At 35.9% G+C, this 12,939-nt stretch carries 12 protein-coding genes; 5 read left to right on the forward strand and 7 right to left on the reverse strand.

The window, feature by feature from the left end; all coding sequences use genetic code 11:
• Positions 1 to 22 precede the first annotated feature (22 nt).
• Together D2K60_RS19930 and asnB are read left to right on the forward strand one after the other, a co-directional pair.
• Positions 23 to 967, forward strand: coding sequence for a nuclease-related domain-containing protein (locus tag D2K60_RS19930; RefSeq protein ID WP_117170862.1), 945 nt, complete (start codon positions 23 to 25; stop codon positions 965 to 967).
• 222 nt (positions 968 to 1,189) lie between these two features.
• Positions 1,190 to 3,037: an asparagine synthase (glutamine-hydrolyzing) gene (gene asnB, locus D2K60_RS19935; RefSeq protein ID WP_117170863.1), complete on the forward strand. Its 1,848-nt coding sequence runs from the start codon at positions 1,190 to 1,192 to the stop codon at positions 3,035 to 3,037.
• Positions 3,038 to 3,049: 12 nt separating this feature from the next.
• On the opposite strand, the gene D2K60_RS19940 is transcribed toward asnB, so the two are convergent.
• The 3 genes from D2K60_RS19940 to D2K60_RS19950 all read right to left on the reverse strand — a co-directional run bounded on the left by D2K60_RS19940 (position 3,050) and on the right by D2K60_RS19950 (position 6,758).
• The gene (locus D2K60_RS19940; RefSeq protein ID WP_117170972.1) at positions 3,050 to 4,384 is read right to left on the reverse strand and encodes an MATE family efflux transporter; all 1,335 of its coding nucleotides are present in this window, start codon (positions 4,382 to 4,384) and stop codon (positions 3,050 to 3,052) included.
• 489 nt (positions 4,385 to 4,873) lie between these two features.
• Positions 4,874 to 5,740, reverse strand: coding sequence for an SDR family oxidoreductase (locus D2K60_RS19945; protein ID WP_117170864.1), 867 nt, complete (start codon positions 5,738 to 5,740; stop codon positions 4,874 to 4,876).
• A gap of 157 nt (positions 5,741 to 5,897) precedes the next feature.
• Positions 5,898 to 6,758, reverse strand: a complete 861-nt coding sequence (locus D2K60_RS19950) for a DegV family protein (RefSeq protein WP_117170865.1) — start codon at positions 6,756 to 6,758, stop codon at positions 5,898 to 5,900.
• Between the two features lie 217 nt (positions 6,759 to 6,975).
• Between D2K60_RS19950 and D2K60_RS19955 the strand changes: the two genes are divergently transcribed.
• Positions 6,976 to 7,824, forward strand: a complete 849-nt coding sequence (locus tag D2K60_RS19955; RefSeq protein WP_117170866.1) for a YitT family protein — start codon at positions 6,976 to 6,978, stop codon at positions 7,822 to 7,824.
• Between the two features lie 41 nt (positions 7,825 to 7,865).
• On the opposite strand, the gene D2K60_RS19960 is transcribed toward D2K60_RS19955, so the two are convergent.
• Positions 7,866 to 8,129 (reverse strand): NifU N-terminal domain-containing protein, encoded by a 264-nt coding sequence (locus tag D2K60_RS19960; protein WP_117170867.1) that lies wholly within the window; start codon positions 8,127 to 8,129, stop codon positions 7,866 to 7,868.
• A 186-nt stretch (positions 8,130 to 8,315) separates the two neighbouring features.
• On the opposite strand from D2K60_RS19960, the gene D2K60_RS19965 reads away from it, so the two are divergent.
• A complete protein-coding gene (locus D2K60_RS19965) occupies positions 8,316 to 9,929 on the forward strand; it encodes a diguanylate cyclase (protein ID WP_117170868.1) in 1,614 nt (537 codons plus the stop codon).
• An 820-nt stretch (positions 9,930 to 10,749) separates the two neighbouring features.
• Here the strand turns inward: D2K60_RS19965 and D2K60_RS19970 are convergent.
• The 3 genes from D2K60_RS19970 to D2K60_RS19980 form a co-directional block, all read right to left on the reverse strand.
• Positions 10,750 to 10,941: a DUF3813 domain-containing protein gene (locus D2K60_RS19970; protein WP_112180128.1), complete on the reverse strand. Its 192-nt coding sequence runs from the start codon at positions 10,939 to 10,941 to the stop codon at positions 10,750 to 10,752.
• A gap of 12 nt (positions 10,942 to 10,953) precedes the next feature.
• Complete coding sequence (locus D2K60_RS19975) at positions 10,954 to 11,079, reverse strand: competence protein (protein ID WP_117170869.1); 126 nt, start codon at positions 11,077 to 11,079, stop codon at positions 10,954 to 10,956.
• 97 nt (positions 11,080 to 11,176) lie between these two features.
• Positions 11,177 to 12,007, reverse strand: a complete 831-nt coding sequence (locus D2K60_RS19980; RefSeq protein WP_117170870.1) for a Cof-type HAD-IIB family hydrolase — start codon at positions 12,005 to 12,007, stop codon at positions 11,177 to 11,179.
• A 155-nt stretch (positions 12,008 to 12,162) separates the two neighbouring features.
• Here D2K60_RS19980 and D2K60_RS19985 point away from each other — a divergent pair, with 155 nt between their 5' ends.
• Entirely contained in the window at positions 12,163 to 12,927 is a 765-nt protein-coding gene (locus D2K60_RS19985; protein WP_117170871.1) for a prolyl oligopeptidase family serine peptidase, read from the forward strand.
• Positions 12,928 to 12,939: the final 12 nt, after the last annotated feature.

A 12,939-nucleotide genomic window follows, 5' to 3' on the forward strand; every position in this document is an offset into this window, starting at 1 on the left:
TTTAAAAAGGAGGTTTTGGTAATTGATAATTTTGCCTCGTCAAAAAACAGCTATCCACGTTCAGCTAGAAGTTCTCACTCCTAGAATCTCACCCCTAGATCCACTATATGACTTATTAACAGAAAATCTGAGACGGGAACAATCCGGCTACAAAGGAGAACAGTCACTTGACTACTATTATCGACACATAGTTAAACAACCACTCTTCTTGCATGGACTTCGTATAAAAGATAAGAAAGGATCTGATTTTTTTCAAATTGATACACTAATGATTTTTTCTAATTTCATCCTTATTGTTGAAGTGAAAAACTATACAGGCTCTTTGATTTATCAAGTAGAGACAGGTTTACTGACTAGAAAACGTAATAATGGTGAGCTTGATCGTTTTGATGATCCTCGTGCACAAGTTGAGATGCAACGCTCTCGATTGCAACGTTATTTGGACAGGTCTGAAATTCCAATATATACAGTCGTGGTGTTTGCAAATCAAAATTGTATGTTACAAATTAACGGAACACAGCCCAATTTTTTGCTTCGTGAAAGACTCCCACAGCATATCAGCCAATTACTATCAAACCATTCAAACACAGCTAATTACCAGGCTGAAAGTTTGCAACTAGCAAATCAATTAAGAGATTCTCATCAACCATCGAATGCTACTGTTGTCGAAAAGTATCGTATTCATCGAAAAGCTATACGTAATGGTGTGTGGTGCACGAGTTGTAAACGCGTTTTCATGATTAGGAAACAGCGAAGTTGGCATTGTCCGAGTTGCTTTCATAAAGATTCGGATGCTTCTATTAGAGCTTTGCAAGAATACAAGATTATTTTTGGAAATGAAATAACAAATCAGCTAGCTAGAGAGTTTTTGAACCTAGAATCAAGAAAAACTGCAACAAGATTATTGCAAAAGGCCAATTTTAAAGTGATTGGTAAGAATAAAGGAGTAAAATACATCTTAAAATAAGCAGATTAGCTCTGACGGCTCATATAATTTCTGGAATGCTCATTTATTCTTCTGAGGGGAGCATATAATTTGCCGAAGGGAGCATATAATTATCTAATGGCTCATATATTCCTTATTTAGATAGTTATGAGCCTTTAATAGTTGACACATTCCCAGACGCCCATCATATAAATAGACATAAGATTTCTTTTTCAATATGCGAGAGGATGTGGTGATTAAATTATGTGCGGTATAACAGGTTGCGTTGATTATCAAAAAGATTTAACCAAGTCCGAGCAAACTATAAAGAACATGGCTAATGCCTTGCAACATAGAGGACCAGATGAACAAAAAGAGTGGGTAGATACGCATGTAGCGTTTGGGCATAAGCGTCTAGTTGTCGTTGATCCAGCTGGTGGGAAGCAACCGATGCACTGTCTGAAAGAAGATAATGACTACGTACTTGTTTATAACGGAGAACTTTATAATACAGACGATATCCGAGCTGAATTACAAACACGCGGATGGCATTTTAATTCACATTCTGATACAGAGGTACTTCTAAAAAGTTATATCGAGTGGAAGGAAGCGTGTGTAGAGAAATTTAATGGTATCTTTGCATTTGCAATTTGGGATTCTAAGAATGAAAAACTTTTTCTTGCTCGTGACCGTTTAGGTGTTAAACCATTATTTTATACCGAAAAAAACGGCGCATTTTTATTTGCATCTGAAATCAAAGGACTCCTAGCACACGAGGATGTCAAAGCCGTTCTAGATCAAGATGGTATAAGTGAACTGTTAGCGCTTGGACCATCTAGAACACCAGGTAATGGTGTTTTTAAAGGTATCAATGAATTAAAGGCCGCTCATGTTGGTATAGTAGACCGTAACGGATTTCGTACAAGAAGATATTGGAATGTAAAAAGTAAAGCGCATAAAGACAGTCTTGAAGAAACAGCAAAACAAATACGTTTCTTACTTACAGATGCAGTAGAACGCCAACTCGTATCGGATGTTCCAATTGGGACATTTTTATCTGGTGGTGTTGATTCAAGTGCAATTACAGCAATTGCAGCGAATTATTTAAAAAAAGAAAAGAATCAAACACTACCTACTTTTTCAATCGATTATGAAGACAACGCGCGTTATTTTAAGAAAAGCACATTCCAACCAAACAGTGATGTGGATTTTATCGGGAAAATGGTTGATGCATGCGAAACAGAACAACATACGTATGTACTTGATAATGAAACGTTAGCCGACTTGTTGAAAAATGCGGTCGAATACCGTGACCTGCCTGGAATGGCTGATGTTGATAGCTCTCTGTACTGGTTCTGTGGAAAAACAAAAGAAGAGATAACAGTTGCACTATCTGGAGAATGTGCGGATGAGATATTTGGTGGGTATCCATGGTTTTACAGGGAAGAAGACTTAGAACGTGAAGGTTTTCCTTGGATACGATCAGCAGATGTTCGCACCAGTTTGCTAACAAAAGAATGGCAAAATAAATTAGACCTACATGAATATATGCTAGCTCGTTATCAAGAAACAGTTGATGAAACACCCGCTTATGATGGGGAAAGTGAAATTGATAAGAAGAGAAGGCAAATGTTCTACTTGAATATGCACTGGTTTATGCCTACGTTATTAGATCGAAAAGACCGTATGAGTATGGGTGCAAGTTTCGAAGCACGGGTTCCTTTTAGTGATCACCGTTTAGTTGAGTATGTGTGGAATATCCCATGGGAAATGAAAACATATCAAGGTAGAGAAAAGGGGATTTTAAGAAAGGCTTTAGAAGGATTACTTCCTGATGAAATTTTATATCGGAAGAAAAGTCCATATCCAAAAACACATCACCCTGCTTATACAGCTGCGGTTGTAAGGTGGATGAATCAAATTATTGCTGATCCAAATGCACGCTTATTTGATTTATTTGATAAAGAGTCAATTAAGAAACTTGTTGCTAGTGAAGGAAAAGAAATTGACACACCATGGTTTGGGCAGCTTATGCAAGGGCCTCAATTACTAGCTTATTTAGGCCAAGTAGATTATTGGCTACAAAAGTATGATATAGAAATAGAAAAGTAAAGAAGCAGAGGATTACTCCTCTGCTTCTTTTGTATAAACAAATGATTTGCGAACCCAAACTTTTGAGCGCCATCGACCAAGCATTAACATTCCACGGAGCCATTCGTCAGCAATAAAGCCAATCCAAACACCGATGAGTCCAAGCTCTAAAAATATTCCGAAAAACCATGCGAAGGTAACACTGACTCCCCACATTGATAAAACGCCTACAAATACAGGGAATTTAACATCGCCAGCTGCACGCAAGGAATTAATCACAACCAGATTAAAAGCACGTCCTGGTTCTAGAATAATTGTGATAAGTAGAAGTAACGCACCTTCTTCAATAATAGAACCATTATCAGTGAAAATACCAAGTAAAAAATCACTAGAAAAATAAACAACAATGGCTGCAAAGGTACTAACTACAATTGCAATTTGCAGACTTCTAATCCCACGTTTATATGCAGAATCAATGTCACCTGCACCAATCATATGACCAATTAATATTTGTGTGCCTTGGCCGATTGCGATCGAAAACAAGAGAATAAACATCATAATATTTTGAACGTATACTTTCGTTGTTATTGCGGCAGTACCAAGCTGTGCAATAAAGTAGGTAATTACCATTTGGCTTCCATTATAAGATAATTGCTCTCCAGCTGAAGGAATCCCAATGTTTAATAAGTTCCGCACATTTTCTTTTTCAAATTTATAAAAGGATGTAAACGGTAAGGTACCTTTATTTCGTTTAACTAAAATAACGAGCAGTACTAGGAATCCTAAAAATCGGCTAATGATAGTAGAGTAGGCAACCCCTTCTACACCAAGTACGGGGAAACCAAACGGTCCGAAAATCACAAAGTAATTCCCAATAATATTAACAATATTCATACCAATCGTTACGTACATCGTATCCTTAGTAAAGCCATAGCTACGTAAGATCGCTGCAACGGTCATAATCATAGCTTGAACAAAGATTAAACCACCAACAATATTCATATAGGCATCTGCATCAGTCATTAACTCATCAGGTAAGTCCATAAGTTTAAGTATAGAGTTACTAAATACGAATAACCCCAGACTTAGTAATAAGGAAAAAATTAAATTAAGACTAATTGATGTGACGGCAATCTTTCCAGCTATAAGCGGATTATTTGCACCAAGGTTTTGAGCAATCAGGATTGCTGCACCAGCCGCAACAAAACCAAACATCACGATGACAACAGACAATATCTGATTTGATACACCAACAGCTGCAACAGCATTATCTGAGTATTGACTAAGCATTAATGTATCAGCATTTCCCATTAACATATGTAGTAGGATTTCAATGAATATTGGCCAGGTTAAAGCATATAAGGTCATTTTTTGAGTTTTATTTGACTCTTTCAAAAAATCACTCCTTTTCTCTAAAAAGAATAAAAAGTTAACGTTTTCAAAAACCACACGATAATAACTTTACTTCTGAATGAAGAAAAAGGCAATCTTTTTTTAAGGTTTTCGCAAACATCGTTGCTTTTTAATATTCGAACTTGAGATAAATGCTGTCGTAAGTATCTTACAACTTTAGACACGCTACGGTAGCAAATGGTCTCCCTTTCCGTGGGCACAACCTCAGCTATCTATAGAAGCAAAGACCGCTTCTACAGAGGATCTTCGGTTTGTGCTGTTCCCACAGGAGTGTCAACCATTTGCTACCTTCGCTTGAGGAGCGAGGCATAAGTACTGTTAGATTGTCATTTTTATAAGAGCGACGACAGAGTCTATGTTAATTAAGTCATAAACAACAATCTTCCTGAAAACAGCCTTTTTAAAAAAAGAAAAAGCAGGACCCAATAGGAATCCTGCTTTTACTTAACCATTTACGATTACGCCACCATTAACATGAATCATTTGTCCAGTTACGTAACTGGAGTCTTGACTAGCTAAATAGACATATGAAGGTGCAAGCTCATAGGGTTGTCCAGGTCGCCCCATAGGGTTGTCAGAACCAAATTGCGCAACTTTTTGTGCATCAAAACTTGATGGAATCAGAGGTGTCCATATAGGTCCTGGTGCTACGGCATTAACGCGAATTTCTTTTGGTAGTAAGGATTGTGATAGCGATCGAGTAAAGGATGTGATCGCACCTTTTGTACTAGAATAATCGATCAAATCGGCGGCCCCTTTATATGCCGTAATGGATGAGCTGTTAATGATAGAACTACCTGCTTGCATATGAGGTATAACAGCTTTTGATAAATAGAAAAAGGAAAAGATATTTGTTTTAAATGTTCTCTCTAATTGCTCGTTACTAATATTCAGAAAATCCTCCTGTGGGTACTGAACAGCAGCGTTATTTACAAGAATATCTACTTTATTGAATTGCTTCATGACTTGATCAATTGCAGACTGACAGAAGGTAGGATCACCTATATCACCGCTAATGAGTAAACACGTTTGACCTTCTTTTTCAATAGCGCGCTTTGTTTCCTCGGCGTCTTCATGCTCGTCTAAATAAATAATAACGACATCTGCACCTTCTTTGGCATAGTGGATACTTACTGCTCGACCAATCCCACTATCGCCTCCTGTGATAACAGCAAGCTTATCCTGTAGCTTTCCACTTGCCTTGTATGTGTCATTATCAAAAATAGGGAGAGGATTCATTTCAGATTCAATTCCTGGTTGTTTTGTTTGGTGTTGCGCAGGTTGCAGATTTTTTTGTGATTTATTTGTCATAATGATTCTCCTTCCATAGCGAGTTACCATATGTTTACCCGGAAATTGCATTCATATGTAAGAAAGTTGTAAAATAGGAAAAAAGTTCGATAAAAAACGCTATTCCAGTTTAACTGAAATAGCGGCGTTATTGATATAATTAAGTTATAATTTCCTTTTATTTATACGTATCATTCAAGAAAAATAATGCAATGGTTCCTGGTCCGGAATGTGCACCAATTGTTGAGCCGACCATATTAATATGAATATCTTTAATATGAAATCTTTCTTGAATCATATCAGCAAGTTCTTTCGCCGTATCGTAAACATCACCATGGCTAATGGCTATTCGTTGATTTGTTAGGTCTTGACCACGTTCTTCCATTATGTCGAGCATTCTTTTCCAAACTTTTTTGGAACCACGAATTTTTTCTAAAGGAATTAATTGACCATCCTCCACGTGTAGGATCGGTTTAATTTTTAAAAGTGTCCCAACAAAAGCGGCCGATTTACTCACGCGACCACCTCGATATAAATATTCAAGGTCATCGACAGTAAAGATGTGTTCCATATGGTCTGCATGATACTGACTGACTTCAGTAATTTCCGCTAAATCCTTACCTTCTTTAGCTAGTTCCGCAGCACGCATAACGACTAAACCATATCCAAGTGATGCACATTTCGTATCAATTATGGTGATTTCCCAATCTGGATACGTGCTTTTCACTTCTTCCTCAGCTATTTTCGCGGATTGATATGTACCGGAAAGTGCAGATGAAAAAGATAGATACAAACAAGGTTTATTATCCTTTGCATACTTCTCGAATAGTGTAGTAAAAGTCTGTGGTGAAACTTGTGATGTCTTCGGTGCTTTTCCATTACGCATCGCATCATAAATGGTCTTCGCAGAAATAGTCTTGCCGTCTTCATAGTTTTTGTCATCTAATTGGACGGTTAAGGAAGCACTATCCACTTGAAAGTGTTCGAAATCGTCTTTTGATAAATCACTTGCAGAGTCAGCAATGATTTGAACTGACATGTTATTCACCTCCATTTAATTAATAAGATGTCGTAAATAAAAGAGACATCCATTGCATCGCAACTACTTCTAGTTTATAGTTACGAGTGGTATTCGTCAAAGTAATTATGCTGTATTTCTCTATATAAGATTATCCACATTATATCTAGGGTATGCAAAGAGAGCAGAAAGTAAAAGCTAGTGTTATCAGTTTTAAGTTAAGGAGTTGTTAGTATTTATGTTTATTTTTGAAGCAAAACGTATTTTTATTGTCATCATAGGTGCATTGCTAAACGCTTTAGCATTGAATTTCTTTCTAATTGGTGCTGACGTTTATGCAAGTGGATTTACCGGGATGGCACAGTTATTATCAACTGTTTTTTCCGATTACTTTGGAATAGATTTTATTAGTACAGGTATATTACTATTACTATTAAATATTCCTGTTGCCATATTAGGTTGGTTTAAAGTTGGTCGATATTTTACTATTTATAGTTTTATTTCCGTTGCATGTACAACGTTATTTTTAGAAATTATTCCAGTTATAAGTTTCTCAAGCGATATTATGTTAAATGCGGTGTTTGGCGGTGTAATCGGTGGTATAGGTATTGGTATTTCATTAAAATGGGGTGCCTCAACAGGCGGTTCTGATATTGTAGCAATGGTACTGTCACGGATGAAGGATCGTCCAATTGGAAGTTATTTAATGATTATTAATGGATTCATTATCGTGCTAGCGGGTTATTTAAATGAACCTGAAAACGCACTTTACACACTGTTAGCACTTTACGTCACAACGCGTGTAATAGATACCTTACACACGCGACATGAAAAAGTTACTGCTATGATCGTTACGAAGAAAACAGATGAACTGCAACAAGCTATACATGATACGATGGTACGTGGTATTACAATTTTGCCAGCACGTGGTGCTTACTCAAAAGAAGAGAAGTCGATGCTGGTCTTAGTTATTACAAGATATGAATTATATGACTTAGAAAGAATTATTCATGAGGTCGATCCACATGCATTCACCAATGTTGTCCAAACAACTGGAATTTTTGGTTTCTTCCGAAAAGGTGAATAGGAAAATGTCTGTGTTAAGCAATTTGCTTAACACAGACATTTTTAATAACCGTATTTATTTAAGACATTTTCCACCTGTGAAAGAAGGCCGTCCCATTCAACATCTATCTTTTTATTAACAGTGATGAAATGTTGATATCCGAATACGTTGTCTACACCTTCAAGCTCCATTAGTTCATTCATGATTGGGAAATCACTTGTTTGACCAGGCATAACAGAGATACTGCTATTTCCTTCAAAAATTAATGAATCAGTTGAAAACTTCATTGCGTTTGGATTTGGTGTTGCCTCTACTATAACGCTCATTCTTTTTTCCTCCTAAATCGACTACTTCCATATCATTTTAGCAAATTTTGAGCAATTAAAAAAGAAGAAAAAGATATTGCTTCCCGTAGACAGATACTTTACGATGAATAGAGATGAAAATAAGACTGGATAAAGGATATAATAAGTAGAGAAAAATGCATTGATCCTGTTTGGAGTGAAAAGATAATGAAGGAATATCAAATCATCTTTTTGAAACGCTACACACATATACTAGAAAAGTGGAAAAGCCGAGAAACGATAAAGAATAAGGAAATCCAACAATTATTAACGGATATTAAAGATACCGCGCTACATATTGAATTATTCCATTTGGAAGAAATAGCAACATCCCTATTAGAAGAAATGAATAAGGATAGAATAGCTGATTGGACAGAGGAAGAGTGGAGTAATTTTATTCAACCGCTTGTATTACTTTTTAATGAGCAGCCAATTGTTAGAAGTAGTAAATTAAATAAACCATCCGAACGTGTTACAACGCTATTATTAGATAATGAAATAGGATCAGTATATCAAATTAAAGAAGAGCTAGAGAAGCGGAATTATGAAGTGTTAATTGCAACCCGAGTTAAGCGGGCTGTTGAATTATTCTATGATTATCATCCTGAGTTAATTCTTATAAATACAGCTATGGAAGAGACGGTTGTCTTAAATGCCTTATCTAAATTAAGTGAAAGAGCAATTGAATCATTTATTCCGATATTTGTAATAGGGGATGCAGAAGAAATTTCCTTAAAGATTAAAGTATACGATGCTGGTGCCACGGATTATATAGAAAACGCTGTAAATTATGATGTTTTAGATAGTCTAGTTGCCAATCGAATGAGACAGCAAGTTTATTTTAAGAAAAATGTTCTATTTGATGAATTAACGCAAGCGTATAATAGAACTTTTTTAGCTAACGTTTGGAAGAACTTAATAAAAAAGTACATCGAACGGAAGCAGACGTTTAGCTTAGTTTTAATTGACCTGGATTATTTTAAACAAGTCAATGACAGATTTGGCCATGCAGTAGGGGACGTTGTTTTAAAACGGTTCTCTTCTTATATGTTAAAAGAAAAAGGTAATTCAGATTTCTTTATTCGTTATGGTGGAGAAGAGTTCATTTTAATTATGCCAGAGTTAAATCAAATAGAAGCAATGAAATATGTGAATGGATTACTAGATAATTTCATGAAAACAGGGCACAGTACAAAAGATGGAGAAATTTTCCTTAGTTTTACAGCTGGTGTCTCTGAGATGGAAAAAGACATTACGCATATTGATCAATTAATCGAAAAAAGTGATAAAGCATTGTATTATGGTAAGGAGCAAGGCAGAAAACGCGTCGAAGTTTATCGACAGGAATTGGAAAATGATCCACTCACGGCAGATGGAGAGGTTGTCTTGAAAATTGCTATTGTAGATGACGATCGTTTTATTCAACGTCTACTACAAGATAAGTTATCTAAACTTCAGATCGAACCGTATACCTTGGAAATAACGGCATTTCAAGAAGGGGAGTCCTTTTTAGAATCTAATTGGTATAAAGGAAGAGAAAAGAAGATCGTTTTATTGGACGGTATTTTACCTAATCTTGATGGGTTAGATATTTTGAAATATTTACGACAAACAGTAAATGAATCTGAAATTGGTATTATCATGTTATCAGGAAGACAAAAGAATAGCGATATGGTTAAAGCCTTAGAATTAGGTGCGGATGATTACATCACAAAACCATTCAGCCTAGATCAACTAGAAGCACGGATAAAAAGATTAGTACAGCGACTATTTATTAGATAAGTCCTTTTTTTGAAGAAGGGCTTATTTTTAATCAGTTAAAACATTCACTTAGGTCTTGGTATAACAAGGTATTCTCACAATCCAAACTAGAAGTTGATCACGCATCTTGCGAAATTAAATGACAGACTTGATAGAAACTGCGACGTAATATTTTTATTAATAAACAAAAATAAACTACTTTAGACACGCTACGTAAGCCAATGGTCTCCCTTTCCTAAGTGGATCTTCAGCCCGTGCTGTTCCCACTGGAGAGTCGACCATTTGCTTACTCCGCTGGACAGAACTTAAAAGTAGTACACCATACGTTATTTGTTGACTCCTAAAGTTTTATTACGTTTATAACAGCGTTTAGTTATATGAATATTATTCGAAAATGTCTGTTATTGTTGATATTGCAACTTCATCAATAATCTTATTACCGGTCAGCGATGAAAATCCACTACGACTCCTGCAGGAACAGCGCGATCTGAAGATCCAATTGGAAGTGTCTTTCTTCCAAGTTAGCTGAAGACGTGCCTGCGGAAAGCGCAGTGGATTTTCAAAGCGATGTAATCTGTTGAGTTAAGTCGCAGTTGATGATAAAATCCGACGCAAGGAACGTTAAGACAGAGTCTATGTTAATTCTGTCATTGACAACAATCGTTTAGGAAGCAGACCTTTTAAAAACAAAGTAATAGAACAAATATAATGCAAACGATTAGCGCTTATTTTTTAAATGAGAAAGTTTAGATTATAAGACAAAAGAAAAACTAGGTGGTTACCTAGCGTAAAGGCTAAGTAACCGACCTAGTTTATTTTACTTGTTTTGTGAAAAGGAGTCTTAATCTAATGCTTGTTCATCACTTAAGTGAACTTCTAACTGTTGTAATTCTCTTTGTTCTTCAGGGGTAGCCTGCGCATAGGCAGCTTGAACAGCTTTAGAAGCAGCCTGCTTGTCTTCTTCTGTATAATTTGTCCCTGATGTTACACGTTGCATGGCGTCTTTTGCTTGCTGAAATAAATGATTTGCCACAATAGGTTCCTCCTACAAGTTGTTTTTTGTTGCGTTTGTGTCTATCAAGCGTTCGTGGTAAGGAAAGCGTTCATCATGTTTTTTTACTACTTCTGCCCCTTGAGCAGTAAAACGTTTTGATTTACTTTTTTTAGACATATTTTTTCCCTCCTATACCATTAAGAAAAAAAGCCTGCACTCTAATTGAATGCAAGCTTAGTTTAAATCAAATTTTAAATTTTATACCTTTAGGTAATTAGGCGTCGACCTTTAATTTTAAATATGTTTCTAAAAATTCACCTATACCATCTTCTTCGTTCGTAGCAGTAATATGATTGGCAAGATCTTTTAGTTCGTCTATCGCATTACCCATTGCAACGCCAGCACCAGCATATTCAATCATTTCATTATCATTATCCTCATCACCAAAAGCAATAACATTTGCTTGAGCAATACCATAATAATGCGCAATCCGTTGTAAACCAACAGCTTTATTCATACCTTTACGAACAATTTCAATCACATTCCATGGCGCACCCCATTTGCGATGTTCAATAACTTCAGCATGATCAAGATCTAATTGCTCTCGTAAAGCTACAATATGGTCTTCACGCGGGTGAATTAATAAAGAAGTTGGATCCTCTTTTAATTCATTTTTCAGGCTACCAATTACAATTGGATTTTTTTCTCTATCTGTATGCAAAATATTCATTAACTCTTCATCATAGCGATCTAAGTAGACATCATCTGTAACTTCAGCCATAATGTTTTTCACTTCTAAGTCATAGCAAGTTTGAACGATTCTTAAAGCTGTCCGTTTTGGAAGTGGACTATGTAATGCTTTCCATTTAGAATCTGTAGGATGATGGATAAGTGCTCCATTAAAGTTAACCATTGGTGTATCCAATCCTAATTCATGGTAGTAGTCAATACTAGCCCGGTGTGGTCTACCAGTAGCGATTACGACAATATGGCCTTCCTCTTTTGCTTTTAAAACAATTTTTTTTGTACGTTCGCTAATTACTTTATTATCTGTTAACAATGTTCCGTCAAGATCTAAAGCAATTAGATGTCGTGTCTTTGTCATTAAAAATCACCTCTTATTAGTAAGTACAGTTTAAAGAAGAATTTAACTTCTGTAAAGAATTTGTTGTATTTCGTGATGAAATTTTGCATCTAATGACTGGAAAATATATGATAGTAGTACGACTATTATAAATCAATGAAAGAAAGGACAGGCTAATGATACATATTGAAAAAGAACTTTGGCATGATATTCCTATTTTAGTTATTGTAGATAGTGAAAAGAAAAAACAGCCTTTACCAGTATTAACATATATGCATGGATTTACGAGTGCAAAAGAACATAATTTGCCGTTTGCTTATTTAATGGCTGAAAAAGGTTATCGTGTTTTGTTACCAGATTGTTTTTTACATGGTGAAAGGATAGAAGATACTGATCAAACAAATCGGCAAATGCGATTTTTTGAAATTATAAAACAAAATATACTTGACCTTAAATTAATAAAGGATACACTAGAACAACGCGGACTATTATTGGATGATCGCTTTGGACTAGCTGGAACAAGTATGGGTGGGATTACAACTGCTGCTGCTTTAACACAGTATTCTTGGATTAAATCTGCAGCAATATTAATGGGTACACCTAAGATTACGATGTTTGCACGCCAAATAATTCAAGAAGTTCAAAAGCAAGGAATGGATCTTCGAATGTCATTAGCAGAGATCGAAGCGATGCTTGAGAGCTTGCATACAATTGATTTGTCTATGCAGCCTGAAATACTAGCTGGAAGGCCATTATTCTTCTGGCATGGGGACAAAGATAAGGTTGTACCATTTGATCACGCGCATAGTTTTCATCAACAAATAGTAGGTGACTACAAGAATCAGGAAAGCATTCGATTTTTACCTGAAAATGGAGCTGGGCACCAAGTAAGTCGTTTGGCAATTTTAGAAACAGTAAAGTGGTTTGAATTGCAATTATAAAAATCGTGATCT

The sequence above is a fragment of the Paraliobacillus sediminis genome (genome assembly GCF_003426055.1).

Excerpts from the sequence above, each read along its gene's own strand:
- D2K60_RS19955 (WP_117170866.1), top strand. The coding sequence starts at position 6,976 with ATGTTTATTTTTGAAGCAAAACGTATTTTTATTGTCATCATAGGTGCA.
- D2K60_RS19940 (WP_117170972.1), bottom strand. The coding sequence starts at position 4,384 with ATGACCTTATATGCTTTAACCTGGCCAATATTCATTGAAATCCTACTA.
- D2K60_RS19985 (WP_117170871.1), top strand. The coding sequence starts at position 12,163 with ATGATACATATTGAAAAAGAACTTTGGCATGATATTCCTATTTTAGTT.
- D2K60_RS19950 (WP_117170865.1), bottom strand. The coding sequence starts at position 6,758 with ATGTCAGTTCAAATCATTGCTGACTCTGCAAGTGATTTATCAAAAGAC.
- D2K60_RS19945 (WP_117170864.1), bottom strand. The coding sequence starts at position 5,740 with ATGACAAATAAATCACAAAAAAATCTGCAACCTGCGCAACACCAAACA.
- D2K60_RS19960 (WP_117170867.1), bottom strand. The coding sequence starts at position 8,129 with ATGAGCGTTATAGTAGAGGCAACACCAAATCCAAACGCAATGAAGTTT.
- asnB (WP_117170863.1), top strand. The coding sequence starts at position 1,190 with ATGTGCGGTATAACAGGTTGCGTTGATTATCAAAAAGATTTAACCAAG.
- D2K60_RS19980 (WP_117170870.1), bottom strand. The coding sequence starts at position 12,007 with ATGACAAAGACACGACATCTAATTGCTTTAGATCTTGACGGAACATTG.
- D2K60_RS19975 (WP_117170869.1), bottom strand. The coding sequence starts at position 11,079 with ATGTCTAAAAAAAGTAAATCAAAACGTTTTACTGCTCAAGGGGCAGAA.
- D2K60_RS19965 (WP_117170868.1), top strand. The coding sequence starts at position 8,316 with ATGAAGGAATATCAAATCATCTTTTTGAAACGCTACACACATATACTA.